Origin of the sequence: Streptomyces sp. NPDC088350 (genome assembly GCF_044753545.1) — a bacterium.
Taxonomy (GTDB): Bacteria; Actinomycetota; Actinomycetes; order Streptomycetales; family Streptomycetaceae; genus Streptomyces.
The window spans coordinates 214,097-234,785 of the sequence record NZ_JBIVNL010000003.1; the positions used below are offsets into that span (position 1 = coordinate 214,097).

Sequence of the window (20,689 nt, forward strand, 5' to 3'; positions counted from 1 at the left end):
CGGTGCCGTTAGCGTGAGGACATGATCCGGTTCGAGCAGGTCAGCAAGCGCTATCCGGACGGTACGACGGCCGTGGACGGGCTGTCCTTCGAGGTGTCCGAGGGCGAACTCGTCACGCTCGTGGGCCCGTCCGGGTGCGGCAAGACGACGACCATGATGATGGTGAACCGGCTCATCGAACCCACGTCCGGGCGGATCCTCGTGAACGGCGAGGACATCGCCGGCGTCGACCCGGTACGGCTGCGCCGCCGTATCGGATACGTCATCCAGCAGGTGGGCCTCTTCCCGCACCGCACGATCCTCGACAACACCGCGACCGTGCCGTCCCTGGTCGGCTGGAAGCGGGCGAAGGCGCGGGCGCGGGCCGCCGAGTTGCTCGACCTGGTGGGCCTGGACCCGAAGACGTACGGTCCGCGCTATCCGGACCAGTTGTCGGGCGGGCAGCGGCAGCGCGTCGGAGTCGCGCGGGCGCTCGCCGCCGATCCGCCGGTACTGCTGATGGACGAACCCTTCGGCGCGGTCGACCCCGTGGTGCGCGAACAGTTGCAGGACGAGTTCCTGCGGATGCAGGCCACCGTGCGCAAGACGGTGCTGCTGGTCACGCACGACATCGAGGAGGCCGTACGGCTCGGCGACCGTATCGCCGTGTACGGGCAGGGGCGGATCGAGCAGTACGACACACCGGGCGCGGTGCTCGGCACCCCGGCGACGCCGTATGTCGCGTCGTTCGTGGGCGCGGACCGGGGGCTGAAGCGGCTGTCCGTCACCGCGATCGAACCCGACGACCTGGAACAGCCACCGGTCGCCCGCCTCGACGAACCGGCCCAGCGGGCCGCCGACCGGCTGCGGACGGAGGGCGCGCGGTGGGCGGTGGTCCTCGACGAGCGGGGTGAACTGCAGGGCTGGGTCAAGGCCGACAAACTCACGGCCGGCGGCACGGTCGGTGAACTCGCCCACCGGATGAACGCGTGGGTCCCGGTCGGCGCCCCCTTGAAGCAGGCGTTCGGCGTGATGCTCCAGCACGACGCCGGATGGGTCGCCGTACTGGACGGGGCGCGCTTCCTCGGCGTGCTGACCCCGGCGAAACTGCACGAGGCACTACGGCGGTCCGTGGACGCGGACGCGCTCGGCGTGCCCCGCGGTCAGGTGGACTTCGACTCGGTGGCGGACGCGTGAGGATCACTCGGCGGCTCAGGAGTAGGTGATGGGGCAGCCCTGTCGCAGTGAGTGCTGTGCCGCACGCAGGTACAGGGCCACGTAGAAGGCCGTGTCCCGGTCCTCGCTCCAGCGGCCGGGGCGGGTGGCGGCCAGTTCCTCCGCCTCGCCCTCCAGGAACCAGAAGGTGAGCGCGAGGTTCTCGGTCGCCTCCGGTATCTCGGCGGGCAGTTCCAGGGCCGCCGCCAGGCGTTCGGCGAGGGCGAGCACCTGGGGCGCTCCCACGATCACGGTCTCGTCCGTGTAGGCGGAGCCGATCGGCAACCGTATCTCCGCGTCGAGCGAGACCGGCACGAGCACCGACCAGTCGCCGATCAACTCCCGTTCCTCAGAGGTCAGTCGAGCACGGCACAGCGTGTCGAAACCCTTCATGGAAGGGCTCAGTTTCTCCTCGAAACCCAGGGCCGCGTCCCGCTCCGGCGCGGGTACGTACGACGGCAGCCCGCGCCGGGCCAACTCCGCGTCGAGCCCCTTGGCGATCGCACCCATCCCCCCTTCCCCCGTGTCCTCACGCAGCCACTCCCCCGCACCGACATCGATCAGATAGACACCCATGCCCGAACGGTACAAGCCGCCACTGACAATCCCCCGAACCTCACCTCAACAGGCCCTTGTCCCTCAGATACGTGCGCGCCACGTCCTGCGCCAACCGCCGCCGGCTGTCCACCTGTTGGTTCATGGACGCGAGGTCGGCCGTCGTCAGGACGTCGTTCAGTTTCCCCAGCGCCTTGGTCACGCCCGTGCTGCCCGCCCGTGAGCGGTTGACGACCGGGACGACGTAGTCGGCGTTCTGGAGGTGCTTGTCGTCGGTGAGGAGGACCAGGCCGAACTCGTCGAGGGTGGCGTCGGTGGTCGTGGTCAGCACCATCTGGTCCTGCCCGCTCCGCACCGCGCTCTTCGCCTGGGTCGTGCCGACGCCCTTCGGGTCGACGGCGGTGATGTCGATGCCGTAGGTCTTCTTCAACCCCGGTTCGCAGTACGGCCGTTGCACGCACTCGTCGCCCGCCGCGAGCCGCACCTTCAGTCCGGACGCGCCGAGGTCGCTGAGGCTCTTGAGGTGGTGCTCCTCGGCGTACGAGCGGGCCACCGCGAAGGCGTTCTGGTCGACGGCCTTCCCCGGGTCGAGGACGGTCAGCCCGCGTGGCGTGGCCAGTTGGCGCAGTGCCTTCATCGTGGTGGCGAGGTCGGGTGAGCCGACGGCGGGTGCGTCGGGGCCGTTGGTCTTGGCGTTGAGCCAGTCGGCGAAGGTGGCCGCGTACTCCGGGACGACGTCGATCTGCCCTGATTCCAGGGCGGGTTCGTAGAGTTCGCGGTTGGCGACGGTGAGCAGGGACGTCTGGTGTCCGGCCTGCTTCAGCAGGAGCGCGTACATCTGGGCGAGCAGGTCGCTCTCGGTGAATCCGGCCGAGCCGATGGTGAGGTGGTGGCTGTCGCCGGGCGGTGCGGTGACGGCGCCCTTGTTCTCCAGGGAGGGTCCGGTCGAGCAGGCGGTGGCTGCCAGGAGCAGCGCCGCCGTAGCCGTGCGTCGCTTCATCGCGCGCCCCTCGCCCAGCGGGGCGCCAGTCGCTCGACGACCTCGAAGACTCCCTCGACGAGCAGCGCGAACACCGCGACGAGCACGGCCCCGGCCACCACCTGGGCGGTGTTGGCGAGGTTGAAACCGGCGGTGATGATGCGGCCGAGTCCGCCGCCGCCCGCCAGCGCGGCGATCGTGGCGGTCGCCACGAGCTGGACGGCCGCGATCCGTACGCCGTTCATCAACAGGGGGAGGGAGAGGGGCAGTTCGACGCGGAACAGCATCTGACGGCCCGTCATTCCCATGCCGCGCGCGGCGCGCACCACATCGCGGTCGACCTCGCGCATGCCGACGTAGGCGTTGGTGAGCAGGGGCGGTACGGCGAACAGGACGAGGGCGACGACCGTGGGCCCCTCGCCCCACTTGCCGATCGGGGTCAGGAGCAGCAGGACGAGCACGGCGAAGGTGGGTACCGCGCGGCCGATGTTGGAGATGCGCACAAGGGAGTTGGAGACGCTGCGCTGCTCGGGAGCGACCCCGGCGCAGCTCAGGCGGATGGTCGTGGGCGAGGCGGTCGCCGTCGCCCTCGCGGGCACGATCCTCGCCATCGGTCCGGCGATGCTCGGCGGGCGGGCACTGCTCGGGGTGTTCCAGGACAGCGGTCAGGTCGCGCCGACCGTCGACTACTCCTTCGGCCCCTTCGCCCTGCAATCGGGCCTGGGCATCACGCTGTTGGCCGCGACGGGCGCCGCGATCCTGGCCGTACGGCGGGCGACGCGCGGGCGGCGGCAGCGGGACCGGGCGCGGACGTTCTTCGCCTACGGCGCGCTGGTCGCGGGTGTCGTGTCGGTCGCGGTGACCTTCGCCTTCTCCTCGACGGACGCGGCGCTGATGGCGGCGCCGGCGTACGGGGCGATCCTGCTGTCGGTCGGCCTGGCGCTGCTCGCGCCACGGCTGCTGAAGGGAGTGCTCGACCGGCTCCAACTGCCGGGTGCGAGTGGGTGGTTGGCCGTACGCAACCTGCGGGAGCGGGCCGACCGGCTCGCCGGGATCCTGATGTCGCTGATCCTGTTCACGGCGGTGGCCACGGCGACCCTGTACATGCAGGCCGTGGAGAGCGACGCGGTGAGGGCTTCGGGCCTGACGAAGTCGGTGGACGCGAAGAACCTGGAGACGCTCAACTTCACGGTCGTCGGCATCATCGTGGTCTTCGTGTGCGTGATGCTGGTCAACTCGCTGTACGCGGCGACGACTTACCGAGCCCGGGAGTTCGGCGGGCTGCGCCTGGCGGGCGCGACTCCGGGGCAGGTGCTGCGCACGGTGGGCACCGAGACGGCCGTCCTGACGGTCACCGGGGTGCGGTCCGGCACGGTGACCGCGCTGGCCGGGATCGTCCCGTTCACCATGGTCCGCACCGACTCGGTCCTGCCGCACCACGGGCTCGGGATCTGGCTGGCGGTCGTCGCGGTGGCGTCGACAGTGACGCTGGGGACGAGCGTGGTGACGGCACGACGGGTACTGCGCACACCTGCGGTGGAGGCGGTGGCACTGGCTGCGTGAGTATGGCCGGACGGTCCGGCAGCTCCCTGAAGGGGCGCGGGGCTGTATCGATATGCGGCTCCGCCGCGTGGGCGCGACCAGCCACAACGGCGCCGCAGACGATCGACGACGTTTCCCGACGTTCAGGCAACCCCCGCCGCATCCAACAACGTCCGCACAGTCTCGACGGTCAACCCCTCCAGCGTCTCCAACTTCGCACCGGACCGAGCACTCGCACCATCAAAGACCAGCATCAACTGCCGTGCCAGCAGCTCCGGTTCACGCGCGCCCCCCAGCTCGGCCTGGGCCCGGAACGCGTCCTGCATCCGCTCCTTCGCCGCGCGGGCGACCACGCTCGCCGGGTGCTCGGGGTCCTTCAGCTCGACCAGTGCGGCGAGGAACGGGCAGCCCATGAATCCGGGCTCGATCGAGCCCTTCTCCACCTGCTCGAAGATGTACAGGATGCGCTCGCGGGGCGTAGCGGCGTCTTCCGCACCGGGAGCGATCCGCGCCGCGTAACCGGAGGCGCGCCGCTCCAGGCTCGCGGCCAGGACCTCGTCCTTGCTGTCGAAGAGCTGGTACATCGACCGCTTCGAGACCCCGGCCGACTTGCACAGGGCCTCCACGCCGATGGAGACGCCGTCGCGGTAGAAGAGTTCCGTCGCCGCGTCGAGCAGCCGGTCTCGGGGGGACGCCTTGTCTGTCGTGGCCATACTGCGAGGTTACCGCGCCGGGAGCCGACGGGAAACCGATCGGTATACAGGCTTGCACGGCGGCCGGACCGTGGGCGACAGTAGGGGTGAACAAGCGCTTGGACATGTCGCTGCGCGCCGACGCACCACCCGCGATCCGCCGGAGGCCCCGTGTTCCGTTCCGTCGACGAAGTCGCCGCACGCCTCGCCGAGACCGGCTATCTGGCCTCGCCCGCCGTCGCCACGACCGTGTTCCTCGCCGACCGCCTCGGCAAGCCGCTCCTCGTCGAGGGCCCGGCCGGCGTCGGCAAGACGGAGCTGGCCAAGGCGGTCGCCGAGGTCGCCGGGGCGGAGCTGGTCCGGCTCCAGTGCTACGAGGGCGTCGACGAGTCCCGGGCCCTGTACGAGTGGAACCACGCCAAGCAGCTGCTGCGCATCAGCGCGGGCCGCGACGAGAGCTGGGACGAGACCCGCACCGACATCTTCAGCGAGGAGTTCCTGCTCCCCCGCCCGCTCCTCACGGCGATCCGCGGCGACGAACCGAAGGTCCTCCTCATCGACGAGACCGACAAGGCGGACGTCGAGGTGGAGGGCCTGTTGCTGGAAGTCCTCAGCGACTTCCAGGTCACCGTCCCGGAGTTGGGCACGATCACCGCGACCCGCCGCCCCTTCGTGGTCCTCACCTCGAACGCGAGCCGGGAACTCTCCGAGGCGCTGCGCCGCCGCTGCCTGTTCCTCCATATCGGCTTCCCCGACGAGGAGTTGGAGCGTCGCATCGTACGGCTGAAGGTGCCGGGACTCGGCCAGGCGCTGGCCCAGTCGGTGGTCCGGGTGGTCGGGGCGCTGCGGGAGATGGAGCTGCGGAAGGTGCCGTCGGTGGCCGAGACCATCGACTGGGCCCGCACGCTGCTGGCCCTCGGCGCGGACACGCTCGACGAGACGGTCGTACGCGACACCCTCGGCGTGCTGCTCAAGCACCAGGACGACATCCTCCGGGCTGCGGCGAAGCTCGATCTGGACGCCGTGTGACCGCCGTCGGTGTCGCCGAGCGGCTGACGGGGCTCGTCGGGGCGCTGCGCGCGCACGGTCTGCGGATCGGCACCGGTGAGACCGTGGACGCGGCGCAGGCGATGGAGGCGCTCGGGTTCGCGGACCGTGAGCTGTTGCGCGAGGGGCTGGCCGCGACGCTGCTGCACGGCACGGCCGGGCGCCCGGTGTTCGACCCGGTCTTCGACCTGTACTTCCCGCGCGGCGTCGGAGCGCCGCAGGGCGAGCCCACCAACCGTGAGGACCTCCGCGACCGGCTCGCGGCGGCGCTGGCCGCCAACGACCGGGCGCTGATGGGGCAGTTGGCGGCGGAGGCCGTCGACGGTTTCGGCGGCTACGGCAACTCCCCCACGTCGGACGGCTGGTCGTCGCACCAGACCCTGGAGTGGCTGCGACCGCAGACGCTGCTGGCCCGGGTGCGGACGAGCATCCGCGCACAGGGCGGGGACGCGGGGTTCACCGACCGGCTGCTCGAGGACGAGATCCGGCAGCGCATCGAGAGCTTCCGGCGGCAGGTCGCCACGGAGGCGCGGCGGCGGGTCGCCGAGCGGCGCGGCCGGGACGAGATCGCCCGGCGGGCGGTGGCGCCGACGGCCGACCGCGTCGACTTCCTGTTCGCGGGAAGGGCCCAACTGGCCGAGCTGCGCAGGGCGGTTCAGCCTCTCGCCCGGAAGCTGGCCACCCGTCTCGCCGCGCGTCGGCGCCGTGCGTCCCGGGGCACGATCGACCTCCGCCGCACCCTGCGCGGTTCGCTGTCCACGGGCGGGGTGCCGATGCGGCCGGTGCTGCGCAGGCGCCGGCCGGTCCGGCCCGAACTGGTGCTGCTGTGCGATGTGTCGGGCTCGGTGTCGGGCTTCTCCGACTTCACGATGCTGCTGGTGCAGGCGCTGCACGACCAGTTCAGCAAGGTGCGCGTGTTCGCCTTCGTCAACCGTCTCGACGAGGTGACTCCGCTGCTCGTGCACGGCACGGCCGACCCCGAGGGACTGGGCACCCGCATCCGCGACGAGGCCACCCTCACCGGCTGGCACGGAAGCAGTGACTACGGCGTCGCCCTGGGCGAGTTCGCGGAGCGCTACGGCGACGCGGTCGGCCCCCGTACGACCGTGTTCGTGCTCGGTGACGCCCGTACCAACATGAGCGACCCGAATCTTCCGGCCGTCCGGCACATCGCCCAACGGGCCCGCCGCGTCTACTGGTTGAACCCCGAGCAGCGCTCCCAGTGGGGCACCGGCGACTCGGCCGCGCCCGGTTACGCGGAGCTGGTCGAGATGCACGAGTGCCGCAACGCGCGGCAACTCAGCGCGCTGGTCGGCCGGTTGCTGCCGATCTGACGGACCCGTCCGGCGCATCGGGCCTCAGGCCGCCGCCAACTGCGGGTACAGCGCGGCGCCTTCGGCGGACAGCCCTGCCTTGACCTGGCGGGTCAGGTCGTCGGCCAGCACCTCGAAGGCGCCGGACTCGATGCCGTCGAGGGCCTGTGCCGCCACGCTCTCGGGCGTGGACTTGGGCGCGTCGACCTGGGCGGCCATGTCCGTGTCGACGTAGCCGACGTGCAGTCCGGTGACGTCGATACCGCGCGGCTTCAGGTCCAGGCGCAGGGAGTTGGTCTGCGACCAGAGGGCCGCTTTGGAGGCGCTGTAGGAGCCCAGGACGCCGAGCCAGGACAGTACCGAGTGGACGTTGAGGATGTGGCCGCCGCCGTTGCGCTCGATGATCGGCACGAACGCGCGGGTGACGAGCAGGGGGCCGTAGAAGTTGGTCTCGAACTCGCGGCGGACGTCCTCCACGGGTGAGTCGAGGAAGTTCGCGTTCACGGACGCGCCCGCGTTGTTGATCACGATGGTGACGTCCTGCGCCTGCTCGGCCGCCGCCGCGACGGACGCGGGGTCGCTGACCTCCAGCGCCAGCGGTACCGCGTCGGGGTGGGTGACGGTCTTCGGGTCGCGGGCGGTGGCGTACACCTTCTTGGCGCCGCGCTCGTACAGGGCGGTGACCAGCGCCCGGCCGATGCCACGGCTGCCGCCGGTGACGAGGACGACGGAACCTTCGATGTTCGTCATGGGGATCTCCGAGGTGGGGGATGCCGCAGGGCATCCGGGACGAGATGGAAACCGATCGGTTCCCTCTCACGTCGACCACAGTAAACCGATCGGTTTCCATGGGCAAGCCCGCGGGCGGGTTCGTGTGCGGGCCCGCAGAGGGACCGGCGTCCAGAGCGCGCGATGATGTACGGCATGAGCGACCCCCACGTGGAGCTGGCCACCTTCCCCACCCCCGTCGAACCCGCGCCCCGCCTGGCCACCGCGATCGGGCTCGGCCCGGAAGACCTGTGGATCAAGCGCGACGACCTCACCGGTCTCGGCGGCGGCGGCAACAAGATCCGCAAGCTGGAGTGGACCGTGGGCGCGGCGCTCGCCGAGGGCGCGGACACCCTGGTCACCACGGGCGCCCCGCAGAGCAACCACGCCCGCCTGACGGCCGCCGCCGGAGCGCGGCTGGGCCTGGACGTGGTGCTGGTGCTGCGTGGATCGCCGGGATTGTCGCGCTCGGGGAACCTCGCCGTCGACGGGCTGTTCGGCGCCCGGATCGCCTGGGCGGGTGAGGTGGACCGGGCCGGACTGGACCGGGCGGCGGCCGAGGTGTGCGAGCGACTGCGCGAGGGAGGTGCGGAGCCCGCGTTGATCCCGTTCGGTGGTTCCAGCGTGCTCGGCGCACGCGGATACGCGCGCTGCGGCGAGGAGTTGCGCCAACAGCTCCCCGATCTCCGTACCGCGGTCGTCGCGCTCGGCTCGGGCGGCACGATGGCGGGGCTGGTGGTCTCGCTCGGCGCGGAGGCGGTGCTCGGCGTCGACGTGGGCGCACTGCCCGAACCGGCCTCCGCCGTAGGCGAGTTCGCCGGTCTGACCGCACCGGAGGGACTCCGGATCCGGCGGGACCAGATCGGCGGCGGCTACGCCACGCTCACCGCCCCGGCCGCCGAAGCCCTCACCCTGGCCGCGCGCACCGCCGGGCTCGTCCTCGATCCGACGTACACGGGACGGGCCATGGCCGGTCTGATCGCGGCCGTCCGGGACGGTGACATCAGGCCGGGCGAGCGGACCGTGTTCGTGCACACGGGCGGGCTGCCGGGCCTGTTCGGGCACGCGGACGCGGTGGCGTACGCCGAGGGACAGGTCGTCGAGTACCGGGCATGACGTACGCGCCCGGCGGACGCGGTGCCGCAGGGCGCGTACGCACGGTTCGGCTACGGAGCCTTCGCGTAGTCCTTGGCCATGGCGCCCGCGAAGTCGTACACGATGACCTGTTCGTCGCCGACGACCCACGCGTCGTGTCCGGGCGAGCACACGAAGACGTCGCCGGGGCCCACTTCGCTCTCGCCGCCGTCGTCCATGCGGAGGTGCATCCGCCCCTGGACGACATATCCGTTGTGGTGGATCTCGCAACTCTTGGTTCCCGCGATCGGCGCCACGGACTCGGACCAGCGCCAGCCCGGTTCGAAGGTGCCCACGGCGAAGTCGAGTCCGCTGAGGTGGACGGCTTCGAGGTGGCCGCGGGGGAAGTCACGCCGCTCGTCCGGCTTGTCGACCGTCTTCACTTCCAGCATGACGGCTGCCTCCATTCCGGCCGCGCACAGCACGGCCGGGGCCGGTCTCCGTCTCCCGGCATCCTTGAACGGCACCGGCGCTCCGGCGGGGGCCGCGCCCCACCACTCCATCGTCTTCCTGTCCACCGGGGAGCGCCATTCGGGGGAACGCCGACGTGGAAACCTGGACACCGTCGTCACGAACTCTTCGCGCACAACAGGGCGAACCGCTCGCTGTCGATGTTGCCGCCCGAGACGATCATCCCCACCCGGCCCGACAGCGGACCCACGCGCCCCGCGAGGAGCGCGGCCAGCGGGGTGGCACCACTGGGCTCGACCACGATCTTCAGCCGCTCGAAGGCGAACCGCATCGCGTCCTTGATCTCCTCGTCGCCGACCAGCGCGATCTCGTCGACCAGCCGTCGGTTCACTGAGAAGGTCAGCTCGCCGGGGATGTCGGCCGCCTGCCCGTCGGCGATGGTGCGCGGCACCGGGACGGACACCCGTCGGCCCGCCTCCAAGGACCGCTTGGTGTCGTCCCCGGCCTCCGGTTCGACGCCGATCACGCGGGTGCCCGGGTTCAGCCCCTTGACGGCGGTGGCCGTCCCGGCGATCAACCCGCCGCCGCCCACGGGCACCAGCACGGCGTCCAACTCCCCCACTTCCTCAAGGAGTTCGAGTGCCGCCGTGCCCTGCCCCGCCATGATGTGCGGATGCTCGTAGGGCGGGATGAGGGTGAGCCCGCGCTCGGCGGCCAGGGCCTCCCCGATGGCCACCCGGTCGCCGTGGTAGCGGTCGTACGTGACGATCTCGGCGCCGTACCCCGCGGTGGCGGCCAGCTTCGAGGCCGGGGTGTCCTCGGGCATGACGATCACCGCGGTGGTGCCGAGTTCGCGGGCGGCGAGGGCGACGGCCTGGGCGTGGTTGCCGGACGAGTAGGCGGCGATGCCCCGGGTCAGTTCCTCCGGTGTCAGCCGGGAGGCCGCGTTGTAGGCGCCGCGGAACTTGAAGGCGCCGATCCGCTGGAAGTTCTCGCACTTCAGGAACACCTCGGCGCCGACGAGTGCGTCTAGGGTGCGCGAGCGCAGCACCGGGGTGCGGTGGGCGACGCCCTTGATCTGCGCGGCGGCGTCACGGACGTCGTCGAGGGTGATGGGCGGGGTGGTGGTCGTCACTCGGCTCCTCCATCGGAAGCGGGATCGGAAGGGGCGGGGGTGCCGGTCGCGGCCCGCGCCTGGGAGAGGTAGCTGTAGGCGGAGGCACGGGAGATGCCGAGCCGGACGGCGACCTGCTCGATCGCCCGGCGGACGGCGAAGACCCCGTGCTCGTCGAGACTGCGGAACAGCTCCAGCCGCTGGGCGCGGTCGAGTTGGACCCAGGTCCTGCTGCGCCGCAGTTGATGGGCGTCGACGATGGCCTCGACGACGGAGCCGATGTCGTTGCCGAAGGTGGTGGTGGCCGACGCCTCGCTCGCACCGCCCCCGCCGATGCCGGCCAGCAGTGCCTGTGCCTGCTGTACGGCGGTGACGTCGACGTTGACGCAGAGCGCGCCGAACACCGCGCCCGTGGAGTCGCGCAGCACCATCGTGGACGACTTGAGCAGTTGGCCGCCCTTGGTCCGGGTCAGGTAGTTCAGCTCGTCGGCTGCCTCGTCCCCGCGCGCCAGCACCCGTAGCCCGATCTCGCTCATCGCGCCGCCCACCGAGCGCCCGGTCAGGGCTCCGGCGACGGCGACCACGGACTTCTCCGGGTGCCGGTAGTCGTGCAGCACCACGTCGCACACCGGGCCGAACGTCGCCGCGATCCCGTCGGCGACGGGCCTCAACGCACCGATGATCGCGTCCCGTTCGGCGTCCAGGGCCCGATTGCCGTCCGCCATTCCCACCTCGCCGACTCAGACTGCACGTCCAAGCACTATACCCACAGTCCAGAATCCAGTCACCAGTCAGCGCTCGGGCAACGCCCCGAGGCCGCCGCGTCCCGCGTCGACCGTGGATCCAGTCGGCGTGTAGGACGCTGCGCGAACCTGGGGAGATCCGGACCGGGACCTTCCCGGCACACGCGGACGACGGGGGTGACAGATGACGAGGGACCCGAAGTTCCGGCGGTTCTCCGTGCACGGTTCCGAGCACCACGCCTGCCCCGAGGCGGCTGCCGCGCCACCGGACCTGCTGAGCCATGCGGCACTGGTCGGGCGCATCCTCGAACTCACCCTGGCCGGCGGGCGCGAGACCGGGACGGCACGGGCGGAGGCGTCGCGGCACCGGCCGTGACCAAGGGCGCCGACGGCATACCGTGGCCCGTCGGGTGGAGGCTCCCCCACCCGACGGGCCACGGGTGCTCAGCGGGTCAGCGCGTGGGTGAGCGAGCGGTAGAAGGCGAGCACCCCGGGCTCCTTGGGGCTGAGGTGCCCGCGCGCCGCGTACCGGGACCCCACGGCACGCTGCACCGCTTCCAGTCCCCGCCGGTCCTCCTCGTCGACCCGTTCCGTGAACTGCGCGAGCGGCGGCCGGATGTTGTCGATCCCCGCCTGTTCGACGAGTTGGCGCGGCATGACGGCACCACCCCGCACGACGGTGCGGTCCGCGGACACCGGGATGTTGTGGTACGTGTGAACGGCGATCACCTGTCGCTGGGTGAGCGTCGGCGCCCCCTCGGGCTTGGGGTCGAACTCGGCGTGGTGAAGGTCGTCCAGGAGCCGCTTCAGCAGGCCGATCGAGGTCTCGGGCGCGGTCTCGGGCCCGGCGGTGCCGCCGAACCGGGGCCAGTAGGCGGTCTGTAGATCCTCGATGACGCACAGGCCGCCGGGGCGGACATGGGGGAACAGCGCGTCGAAGGAGATCCGTACGTGCTCGTTCTCGTGACTGCCGTCGTCGATGACGATGTCGAACGGCCCGTACTTCTCAGCGAGTTCGCGCAGCGCCGCCGGGTCGCCCTGGTCGCCGGTGAGCGCGGTGAGCCGGGGCTGGTCGAGCGCGGACTTGTCGAACAGGTCGAGCCCGTACACCACGCCTCGATGGAAGTACCGCTTCCACATCTTCAGCGAGGGACCGCCCAGGTCACCCGCATAACCGCCGATCCCGATCCCGATCTCGAGCACCCGTACGGGCCGGTCCCGGTAGCGGGCGAAGTGGTGCTCGTAGTGCTGGGTGTACCAGTGGAAACTGGCCCATTTGTCGGAGCCGTACGCCACCGACAGCGCGCCGAGGCCGGGGCCCGCTGTCGTGCACCCGGAGAGCAGCGTGCTGCCCGCCTGGTGCGTGGCCTGCAGGATCTGCGGCAACTCGGCGAGGTCGGCCGGTCGTTCGGGGAGGAAGACATCGGTGAAGTCCCGGCTGTGCGGCGGTTGCGCGGGGCCGTACAGCCTGCGGACCAGGTCCGGCAGGGCGCAGCGGAAGTGCCGTCGGATCACCAGCGCCGGATCGTCGGCGTCGAGCACCCGGATCGGTTCGCCCCGCTCCATGCGCAGTACCGTGCGGCGCAGTTCGTCCTCGTGGGTCACCTCCAGCGCGACGTCGACAGGTGTGGTGTTGACCGGCTCCTCGCAACGGAACAACACCTCGTCGACGAGGAAGCCGACGAGACGCTGGAGCCCCGCTTCCTTCACGAGGAGGATGAGCTCGGAGTCGGGCGCGGTGCCGGTCAGGACGAGCCGCTCGACAAGACTGTCCGTGCGGCACAGGTCGACGAGGTCGTCGACGGTGCGGTCGCTGCCGATCCGGGAGTAGAAGGCGTCGGTGAGCAGCGCGCTGCTGGTGCGCAGGAACTCCGGGCCGTCGGATCCGGTGGCGACCCGGGGCAGGTCCCGGCCCTCGTGGTGTGCGTAGATCAGCGGCCTCTGTCGGGCCATGACACCGGCGAGGTCGGGGTCGTCGCCCACCGGCACGGCGGTGAGTCCGGGTGGCGGTGATGCCGCCGGTCAGGGTGGTTGTGCGGCCACCCGCACTTCGTGGCCCGCGGTCCGCAGGGCCCGGGCCGGCGGCACACTGCCGTTGAAATGGGCATCGAGTGGCGGCACGGTGATCAGAACGCGCATCTGCTCCCTCTTCGCCGGTGTTCCGGAAACCGGTCCAGACTCGCCCGGCGCACTCGAGCCCGCCCGGGTTCCCGGCAGGGCCGATGCCCGTACACCCATTTCCCATTCGGTTTCGCATGGCGTCGCCGACGTTCGGATTTGACAGCCGGAATAAATTCTGTTCCCGGAATGGATAACCCATATCGACTTGACTTTTCTCGGAAATCTGCTCCGGGCCGCCCGGGAATACTACGGGCACTATGTCCGAATCTTTTCGGTCGTCGAGTTGTACTCGAGCCGCGTTCTCCAACGTCGCCGCCGGCCTCGCCGACCTGGGCGTCGCCCGCTGCGCCGAGGCACTGCTGCGCGAGACCGCCGGTCGGGCCCGTCTCTTCCCCGAACCCTCGGTGAAGACCCCCGTGGCCGTGTGATCGAAGACACCCAGACCGCGTACTGGCGGGGGTGGGGCGGCAACGAAACGGGACCTGAACGATCCGACCACCTCCATGGGGTTCGTCAAGGCGCTGATCGACGGGCTCAACCACCAGGAGCGCACCCCGGCGGCCGATGCGGCCCACTCCCCCGCCGCGCGCTGGGAACGGAGCGTCGCCGCGGTGCACGTCCATCGCAACCTGGTCGTCGTGGAGAAGAGCGTGAACACGGAGCAGGGCGCCCCCTCCTGGGTTCCGCGCGACGTCGACCCGCGCAGCTGGTACACCGCGCCGGAACGCGGCGAGTAATTTCGGCCAGGGAACCGCCGCCGATATCTCTTTCGGCGGCGGTTCCGTCATGCCACCACTCCCGGCATGTCTATTCTGTATTCCCGTGTGCACGGCGTGTCAGCCCCTCGGCCCCTCGGCCCCTCGCATTCCGAAAGACAGGACCACCGGATGAATGCAGTGGAAACCCCGGGATTTCCCGGCCTTTTGCAGGCGACGTTCGTACCGGACGCCCGCCTGCCGGGGCGGGGGCGGATGGCCTTCTGGGGCACGGCGGACCCGGCGGCGGATGCCGCGTCCGGGGGCCTGCTCGGCCCGGAGGGCGGGACGCGGGCCCTCGATCGACTGCCCACCTTGCTGCCCCGTGGCGGCCGGCTGACCGATGCGGACGTGCCCGCGCTGCTGGTGCCGCTGAGCGAGGTACTGCGCGCGCTGGCCCAGCTGGCGCCGAGGGACGACGGCACACGGCTCGACCGGTCGGTGTACGCCTGGTCGGTGGCCGCCCGCTGGGCCCTGGAACACGTGGTCGCCGGGCACGCGATTCCCCTCCTCGGCCCGGGTGCGGGTGCGCCGGCCCTGGCGCACTGGCGGATCGAACCGGCCGGCGACCCGCGCCTGGACACGCTCGCCGAGGCCCTGCCGGGAGCGGCGCACGCGCTGCGGCACGCGGGGCGGTCCGGCGCCTCGACCGCCGGCACCGACGGCTCCTCCGGTGAACGGGTCTGGTCGGCGCGGGCGCTGCTGGGTGCCTTCGGTGACGCCGTCGCCGACACCTGCGTACGGGCTGCCGCCCCGGCGGCCCTGGCACGGACTCCGGAGACCGGTGGTGCCGGGACGACGTGGGCCGGTGTGTGGATCGCCGCGCTGGCGGGGGACCGGGCGGAGACGGTGCACCCCGGTGTTCCCTCCGCCGACGACATCGGGCGATGGGCGTCCGCCGCGTCGGGTGAGCGCGTCGTGGGCCGGCTCTGTCTGCGGCTGGGGCTGCCGGACGGGCCGGACGCGCCCTGGCCGTTGACCTTCCATCTCCAGGCCCCGGACGCACCCGCGCTGTTGCTGCCCGCGCAGCGGGTGTGGAGCAGCCGGGCCCCGGCGATGGCGCTCGGCGACCGCCTCCTGGACCACCCGCAGGAGACCCTCACCGCGTCGCTCGGCATCGCCGCCCGCTGGTTCCGGCCCCTGGCCGGCTGCCTCGGGGAGGCGCGGCCCGCCCAGGTGCGGCTCACCGCCGTGGAGGCCGCGGACCTGTTCGGTGACGCCGGCAACAACCTGCGCAACGCGGGCATCGAGGTGATCGTCCCGCAGGAGCTGGCCGACGGCGGCGGCGTGCTCGGGCCCCGGCTGCGGGTCGGGTCCCGGCGCGGCGGCAGGCGCGGCGACACCGCCGGGACCCGGCACCGTACCGTCACCTACCGCTGGGAGGCGGTGGTCGGCGACGAGGTGGTGACCGCGGACGAGGTGGCCGAACTGGCCGCGCGCGGCGAGCCGTTCGCGCTGTGGCGCGGTGCGTGGGTACGGGTCGACTGCGAGCGGGTGGCCGAACTCGCCGCTCTGGTGGGGCGGACCGGGCGGCTGTCCACGGCCGAGGCCCTGTCCGTCGCGCTGTGTGGCCGGCACCGTACGGAGGAGTTCGGCGACGTGCCCGCGCCGGCCGAGGGATCGGTCGCCGAACTGGTCGGCCGCCTGCGCGACGCGCTCGCCAACGAGGAACCCCAACTCACCGGTGTGCACGCCGAGTTGCGTGACTACCAGAAGCGGGGCATCGCCTGGCTCCAGTCGCTGACCGGGCTGGGCTTCGGCGCCCTGCTCGCCGACGACATGGGCCTCGGCAAGACCCTCCAGACCATCGCCCTGCTCGCCGGACGGCCCCGCGATCGGCCCCAGCTCGTCGTCTGCCCCACCTCGGTGGTCAGCAACTGGTCCCGCGAGGCGGCTCGTTTCGCCCCTGACCTCGCTGTCATACCGCATCACGGGCCCCGACGGGCCACCCGCCCCGAGGAGTTCACGCCCGGCACGGTCCATGTGACCAGTTACGCGCTGCTGCGTCTGGACGCCGAGCTGCTGACCTCGGTCGACTGGGACCTGGTCGTGCTCGACGAGGCCCAGCAGATCAAGAACCAGGCGGCACAGACCGCGCGCACCGCCTGCCGGCTGACGGCGCAGGCCCGGGTGGCGCTGACCGGCACCCCGGTGGAGAACCGGCTCTCCGAGCTGTGGTCGATCATGCACTTCGCCAACCCTGGCCTGCTCGGCTCGCACCACCGCTTCAAGGAACAGATCGCCGTTCCCATCGAGCGCGACGGCGACACCCGTTCCGCCGAGCGGCTGCGCACCGTCACAGCGCCGTTCATGCTGCGGCGGATGAAGAGCACGGTCGTCGACGAACTGCCCGCCAAGCTGGAGTCCACGGTGTCGTGCGACCTGACCGCGGAGCAGACGGAGCTGTACCGGGCGGCAGTGGACGAGGCGTTCGACACGGGCCAGGAAGGGTTGGGCACCGGCATCCGGCGCCAGGGCAACGTCCTGCGGCTGCTCACCCACCTCAAACAGATCTGCAACCATCCCGCCCAGTACCTCGGCGCCGAGGACACCGACGCGGGGCAGCTCGCCGGGCGCTCCGGAAAGCTGGAGCGGGCCACCGAGATGCTCGGCGAGGTGGTGGCCGCGGGCGAGCGGGCACTCGTGTTCACCCAGTACCGGGTGATGGGCGACCTGCTGGCGAGCCATCTGTCGGCACAACTCGGCCTGGACCGCGTCCCGTTCCTGCACGGCGGCACCCCGCCCGAGCGGCGGGACCGGATGGTGCGGGACTTCCAGGACGACGACGGCGCACCGCCGTTGCTGCTCATCAGCCTCAAGGCGGGCGGCTTCGGCCTGAACCTGACCCGCGCCTCGCACGTCATGCACTACGACCGGTGGTGGAACCCGGCCGTCGAGGACCAGGCCACGGACCGCGCCCACCGCATCGGCCAGACCAAGACCGTGCTGGTGCACAAGCTGGTCACCGCCGACACGTTCGAGGAGCGCATCGACGCCCTTCTGCAGAGCAAGCGTTCGCTGGCCGACGCGGTCGTCGGCACCGGCGAGACCTGGCTGACCGAGCTGGACGACGAGGCGCTGCGCGCCCTGGTCCGGCTCGCCGACTCGGGAGACACCGTATGAGCCCGGCCACCGGCCGCACCACGATCACCCGCGAGCGACAGCAGGCCTTCGGCGCGACCTGGTCGAGCAGGCGCTGGATCCGTGCCCTGGAGTCGATCGGCGCCACCTACCCCAACACCCGCCTGCCGCGCGGTCGTTCGCTGGCCCGCAACGGCGCCGTGCGGGGGCTGCGGGTCGGCCCGGGCGAGGTGACCGCACGGGTCGAGCAGGGCGGGCGCCCCTACCAGGTGACACTCACCCTGCCCGTGTTCACCGACGAGGAGTGGGAGACGGCGGAACACGCCCTCGCGGGCCGGCTCCAGCACGCGGCGGGCCTCCTCCAGGGCCGGATGCCGGAGACCATCGACGAGACCTTCGCGCAGGTGGGCCTCACGCTGTTCCCCCGGCGCGGCGAGCTCTCGTCGCAGTGCGGATGCCGCGACACCGGTGATCCGTGTGTCCACGGCGCCGCCGTGCACTACACGTTCGCCGGCGCTCTTGAGGACAACCCCTTCCTGCTGCCCGCGCTGCGCGGCCGCAACCGGGAGGAACTGCTCGCCGGGCTCCGCGCGGCACGCAGCGCGCCCTCCGCCGAGGGACCCGCCGATTCCGCCGGACTCCCCGCCGACGAGTGCTTCTTCGCCGGCGGTGACCTGACCGGGCCGGCACTGCATCCACTGCCGCCGGTCGCCCCGGACCGGCAGGTGCGCGGACTCGGTCCGCCACCGGGCGGCGACGACGCCGACACCGAGGCACTGGCCGAACTCGTACGGCGGGCCGCCGGGTACGCCTGGGCAATCCTCAGCGGCGAGGAGGGATGAACGGGGGTGGCCGACCTGCCGGGACGGGCCGGGCTCTCGACCCCCGGTCGAGCCGGCACGGCGACGATGGATCCCGCGGATCCCGCCCACCCCAGGAGGAGGCAACCCCCAGGTGATCACCTTCGTCAACCGCTTCGGCGTGCACGGCTCCACGGTGGAGTTCGAGCGCGTCTTCGACGAGACCTCGCAGTTCTTCAGCGCCCGCCCCGGCTTTCTGCGGCACCGCCTGCTGCGGCACGCGGACCGGCCCGGCGCATAGGTCAACATCGCCGAGTGGGCGAGCCGGGAACAGTTCCAACAGGCCCTGTCCCACCCGGAGTTCGCCCCGCACGCGCGGGCCCTGCGGGAGCTGAGCACCAGCGATCCCCAGCTGTACGTCGCCGCTCTGGAGCGCACCGCGGCGGACCGGCCGCAGGCATGACGCAACCGCTGTCGGCGAGGTCGAGCACCACACTTTTCTTGTTGCGGTTAAAAACCTTCCACCACAGCGGGACACCGTCCCGCGACCGGCCGAACCTGCGGAACGGGTCGCCGGCGAACACCCTGGAGCTCGCCATGTCCGTTATCTGCCTGTGCGAGTCGCCGCGCTTCCGGTGTATAAGAATCCAGGCCGGTCACGGCGTCCCGTCGGGAATCGGCGGTATCGCCCCGATATCTGGGGGTAGCACACATGTGGGGCGATGGCGACCCGTTCGCCTGTGAACCGAGGATCGGCGGGACGCACCGCCGCTTCGCCGTCCGACTGCCGCGCGCCGCGCGGTACGAGCCGCCGGTGGCGCTGGTGCTCATGCTCGTGCTCGTGCTCGTGCCGCACGGCAACCAGTGGAACGTCACCGGCCAGGTGATGCGCGAGTGGACGACCTTCGACAGGCAGTCCGACGCCTGGGGTTTCGCGGTCGTCCACCCGTACGGTTTCGGCGGGTGCCGGGCCGACGGACGCGGTGTCACGAGCGCCGACCTGGCGGGAGTGGACGACGTGGCCTTCCGCCGGGCGATCATCGGCTGGTCGGCGGGCCGGTACGGCACCCCGCCCGATCGGGCGGTGGTGGCGGGCATGTCCAACGGCGCGTTCATGGCCCACCGGCCGGCGTTGAAGGCGGGTGACCGGGTGGCGGTCATGGCGGCCATGGCCGGTGGGCTGCCCGCGGCGCTGCTCGGCACCCGGCCGACGCACGCGGTGTCCGCGATGCTGATCCACGGCACGGCGGACGTGATCACGCCGATCGGCCCCGGGTACTCCCGGCGCCGCGGACCCAGGGGCCGCCTGCGCGGTCGGACACTGTCGCCCCACAAGACGGCCCAGCACTGGCGGGCCACGAACCGGTGCCCGCCCAAGGCTGCCGAGACGCGGACCACGGAGTTCTCCAGACGCGTCGTCGCCGAGGGCGGGATCGGCGGCACCCAGGTCGTCGCCCGGACCGTGTTCGTTGGCGGCCACAACTGGCCGGGGCGCCCGTCGGATCCGAGTGGGACGAACCGACCGCTCAGGAGTTCGACGGGGCCGAGGAGATCTGCCGGTTCGCCGAGCCCCTGCTCGCCTCCGCCGCCACCCGGCGGCTCTGATCCACCCGGAAATCATCACGGACAAGAGAGAAACGCATGGCAGTCATGGGCAAATTACTGAAGAACAAGCGAGCGGGGCAGGACGGCCTCGCCTGGAACTCACCGAACCTGGCCAGCGAGAACACGTTCGCACTGAGCAGTCCCGACTTCGCGAACGAGGCGGCGATCCCGACCGTCCACGCCGGGAGGCGTCTGGGCGGAAAGGAGTTGTCACCGGCTCTGACGTGGGACGCGGTCCCCGCCGGCACGGCACAGTTGCTGCTGGTCATCGAGGATCCCGACGCGCCGACGGCCCTGCCGTACAACCACGGCATCGCCCTGCTCGACCCCACGGTGACCGGTCTGGCACAGGGTGATCTCGCCGCCGAGAACACCGTCGACGGCGTACGGCTCCTGAGTTCGGGTTCGCGCCGCGGCTACCTCGGGCCCGCACCGGTCAAGGGCCACGGCCCGCACCGGTATGTCTTCCAACTGTTCGCGCTGGCCAAGCCGTTGACCGTCGGAAAGAGCGACACCGTGCCGGCCTCGGCCAAGCCGCGCGACGTGCTGGCCGCCGCCGGTGACGTCCTCGCACGCGGTCGTCTCGACGGCTTCTACGAACGCGTCTGATCCGACGTCGGCTGCTCCCCCCTGACGGGGGAGCAGCTCCGGCGCGGGTCTCCGGCGTGTCAGGTGCGTCCCGGACGCATCGGTCGCGAGGGCCGACCGTCGACGCCCGGGGCCGAGAGCCGCCCCGGCACCGGCGAAGCAGCCCGACGCTCTTCGGACGCCTGGTCACAGAGGGGAACGGGACACTTCCCTGTCTCCGCAGCCGGGGGACGTCCGCGCTGAACAC

At 71.6% G+C, this 20,689-nt stretch carries 22 protein-coding genes and 1 pseudogene; 13 read left to right on the forward strand and 10 right to left on the reverse strand.

Going from position 1 to position 20,689, the window contains the following annotated elements; all coding sequences use genetic code 11:
* Positions 1 to 21 precede the first annotated feature (21 nt).
* Entirely contained in the window at positions 22 to 1,176 is a 1,155-nt protein-coding gene (locus tag ACIQBL_RS10850; protein WP_401939340.1) for a betaine/proline/choline family ABC transporter ATP-binding protein, read from the forward strand.
* Positions 1,177 to 1,191: 15 nt separating this feature from the next.
* Here ACIQBL_RS10850 and ACIQBL_RS10855 read toward each other — a convergent pair whose 3' ends face one another.
* The 3 genes and pseudogenes from ACIQBL_RS10855 to ACIQBL_RS10865 all read right to left on the reverse strand — a co-directional run.
* Positions 1,192 to 1,770, reverse strand: a complete 579-nt coding sequence (locus tag ACIQBL_RS10855; protein WP_401939341.1) for a hypothetical protein — start codon at positions 1,768 to 1,770, stop codon at positions 1,192 to 1,194.
* Between the two features lie 40 nt (positions 1,771 to 1,810).
* Positions 1,811 to 2,749, reverse strand: a complete 939-nt coding sequence (locus ACIQBL_RS10860) for an ABC transporter substrate-binding protein (RefSeq protein ID WP_401939343.1) — start codon at positions 2,747 to 2,749, stop codon at positions 1,811 to 1,813.
* A pseudogene (locus tag ACIQBL_RS10865) lies at positions 2,746 to 3,231 on the reverse strand (ABC transporter permease); the annotation flags it as partial. The gene ACIQBL_RS10860 and the pseudogene ACIQBL_RS10865, both read right to left, overlap by 4 nt.
* On the opposite strand from ACIQBL_RS10865, the gene ACIQBL_RS10870 reads away from it, so the two are divergent.
* Positions 3,215 to 4,291, forward strand: a complete 1,077-nt coding sequence (locus ACIQBL_RS10870) for an FtsX-like permease family protein (RefSeq protein ID WP_401939345.1) — start codon at positions 3,215 to 3,217, stop codon at positions 4,289 to 4,291. The pseudogene ACIQBL_RS10865 and the gene ACIQBL_RS10870 overlap by 17 nt on opposite strands.
* A gap of 122 nt (positions 4,292 to 4,413) precedes the next feature.
* Here the strand turns inward: ACIQBL_RS10870 and ACIQBL_RS10875 are convergent, their stop codons facing one another.
* A complete protein-coding gene (locus tag ACIQBL_RS10875; protein WP_401939347.1) occupies positions 4,414 to 4,983 on the reverse strand; it encodes a TetR/AcrR family transcriptional regulator in 570 nt (189 codons plus the stop codon).
* Between the two features lie 150 nt (positions 4,984 to 5,133).
* On the opposite strand from ACIQBL_RS10875, the gene ACIQBL_RS10880 reads away from it, so the two are divergent.
* Positions 5,134 to 5,991 carry an AAA family ATPase gene (locus tag ACIQBL_RS10880; RefSeq protein ID WP_401939348.1) on the forward strand — a complete coding sequence of 286 codons (858 nt, stop codon included), beginning with the start codon at positions 5,134 to 5,136 and terminating at the stop codon, positions 5,989 to 5,991.
* Complete coding sequence (locus tag ACIQBL_RS10885; protein ID WP_401939350.1) at positions 5,988 to 7,343, forward strand: VWA domain-containing protein; 1,356 nt, start codon at positions 5,988 to 5,990, stop codon at positions 7,341 to 7,343. Before ACIQBL_RS10880 ends, ACIQBL_RS10885 begins: the two co-directional genes overlap by 4 nt.
* A 24-nt stretch (positions 7,344 to 7,367) precedes the next feature.
* Here the strand turns inward: ACIQBL_RS10885 and ACIQBL_RS10890 are convergent, their stop codons facing one another.
* A complete protein-coding gene (locus tag ACIQBL_RS10890; RefSeq protein ID WP_401939353.1) occupies positions 7,368 to 8,072 on the reverse strand; it encodes an SDR family oxidoreductase in 705 nt (234 codons plus the stop codon).
* A gap of 174 nt (positions 8,073 to 8,246) precedes the next feature.
* Here ACIQBL_RS10890 and ACIQBL_RS10895 point away from each other — a divergent pair, with 174 nt between their 5' ends.
* Positions 8,247 to 9,206, forward strand: coding sequence for a D-cysteine desulfhydrase family protein (locus ACIQBL_RS10895; RefSeq protein ID WP_401939356.1), 960 nt, complete (start codon positions 8,247 to 8,249; stop codon positions 9,204 to 9,206).
* A 50-nt stretch (positions 9,207 to 9,256) separates the two neighbouring features.
* Here ACIQBL_RS10895 and ACIQBL_RS10900 read toward each other — a convergent pair whose 3' ends face one another.
* From ACIQBL_RS10900 to ACIQBL_RS10910, 3 genes are all read right to left on the reverse strand, one after another.
* Positions 9,257 to 9,616 (reverse strand): cupin domain-containing protein, encoded by a 360-nt coding sequence (locus ACIQBL_RS10900; protein ID WP_401939358.1) that lies wholly within the window; start codon positions 9,614 to 9,616, stop codon positions 9,257 to 9,259.
* A 176-nt stretch (positions 9,617 to 9,792) separates the two neighbouring features.
* Entirely contained in the window at positions 9,793 to 10,770 is a 978-nt protein-coding gene (locus tag ACIQBL_RS10905; protein WP_401939360.1) for a pyridoxal-phosphate dependent enzyme, read from the reverse strand.
* Complete coding sequence (locus tag ACIQBL_RS10910) at positions 10,767 to 11,474, reverse strand: transcriptional regulator (RefSeq protein ID WP_401939363.1); 708 nt, start codon at positions 11,472 to 11,474, stop codon at positions 10,767 to 10,769. Before ACIQBL_RS10910 ends, ACIQBL_RS10905 begins: the two co-directional genes overlap by 4 nt.
* Before the next feature lie 202 nt (positions 11,475 to 11,676).
* Between ACIQBL_RS10910 and ACIQBL_RS10915 the strand changes: the two genes are divergently transcribed.
* On the forward strand, positions 11,677 to 11,868 hold the full coding sequence (locus ACIQBL_RS10915; protein WP_401939366.1) for a hypothetical protein: 192 nt from the start codon (positions 11,677 to 11,679) through the stop codon (positions 11,866 to 11,868).
* A 68-nt stretch (positions 11,869 to 11,936) separates the two neighbouring features.
* On the opposite strand, the gene ACIQBL_RS10920 is transcribed toward ACIQBL_RS10915, so the two are convergent.
* A complete protein-coding gene (locus ACIQBL_RS10920) occupies positions 11,937 to 13,475 on the reverse strand; it encodes a hypothetical protein (protein WP_401939368.1) in 1,539 nt (512 codons plus the stop codon).
* A 395-nt stretch (positions 13,476 to 13,870) separates the two neighbouring features.
* On the opposite strand from ACIQBL_RS10920, the gene ACIQBL_RS10925 reads away from it, so the two are divergent.
* The 5 genes from ACIQBL_RS10925 (at position 13,871) to ACIQBL_RS10945 (ending at position 18,550) form a co-directional block, all read left to right on the forward strand.
* A complete protein-coding gene (locus ACIQBL_RS10925; protein ID WP_401939371.1) occupies positions 13,871 to 14,041 on the forward strand; it encodes a hypothetical protein in 171 nt (56 codons plus the stop codon).
* A gap of 75 nt (positions 14,042 to 14,116) precedes the next feature.
* The gene (locus tag ACIQBL_RS10930) at positions 14,117 to 14,350 is read left to right on the forward strand and encodes a hypothetical protein (RefSeq protein ID WP_401939374.1); all 234 of its coding nucleotides are present in this window, start codon (positions 14,117 to 14,119) and stop codon (positions 14,348 to 14,350) included.
* 150 nt (positions 14,351 to 14,500) lie between these two features.
* Positions 14,501 to 17,491: a DEAD/DEAH box helicase gene (locus tag ACIQBL_RS10935; RefSeq protein ID WP_401939375.1), complete on the forward strand. Its 2,991-nt coding sequence runs from the start codon at positions 14,501 to 14,503 to the stop codon at positions 17,489 to 17,491.
* Positions 17,488 to 18,291 carry a hypothetical protein gene (locus ACIQBL_RS10940; RefSeq protein WP_401939376.1) on the forward strand — a complete coding sequence of 268 codons (804 nt, stop codon included), beginning with the start codon at positions 17,488 to 17,490 and terminating at the stop codon, positions 18,289 to 18,291. Before ACIQBL_RS10935 ends, ACIQBL_RS10940 begins: the two co-directional genes overlap by 4 nt.
* 112 nt (positions 18,292 to 18,403) lie before the next feature.
* Positions 18,404 to 18,550 (forward strand): antibiotic biosynthesis monooxygenase family protein, encoded by a 147-nt coding sequence (locus tag ACIQBL_RS10945; protein WP_401939379.1) that lies wholly within the window; start codon positions 18,404 to 18,406, stop codon positions 18,548 to 18,550.
* 1 nt (position 18,551) lies between these two features.
* Here the strand turns inward: ACIQBL_RS10945 and ACIQBL_RS10950 are convergent, their stop codons facing one another.
* Entirely contained in the window at positions 18,552 to 18,848 is a 297-nt protein-coding gene (locus tag ACIQBL_RS10950; protein WP_401939380.1) for a CoA transferase, read from the reverse strand.
* A 113-nt stretch (positions 18,849 to 18,961) separates the two neighbouring features.
* Between ACIQBL_RS10950 and ACIQBL_RS10955 the strand changes: the two genes are divergently transcribed.
* On the forward strand, positions 18,962 to 19,915 hold the full coding sequence (locus ACIQBL_RS10955) for an alpha/beta hydrolase family esterase (protein ID WP_401939383.1): 954 nt from the start codon (positions 18,962 to 18,964) through the stop codon (positions 19,913 to 19,915).
* Positions 19,891 to 20,463 (forward strand): YbhB/YbcL family Raf kinase inhibitor-like protein, encoded by a 573-nt coding sequence (locus tag ACIQBL_RS10960; protein WP_401939385.1) that lies wholly within the window; start codon positions 19,891 to 19,893, stop codon positions 20,461 to 20,463. The genes ACIQBL_RS10955 and ACIQBL_RS10960 overlap by 25 nt, the downstream gene beginning before the upstream one ends.
* The last annotated feature ends 226 nt before the right edge of the window (positions 20,464 to 20,689 follow it).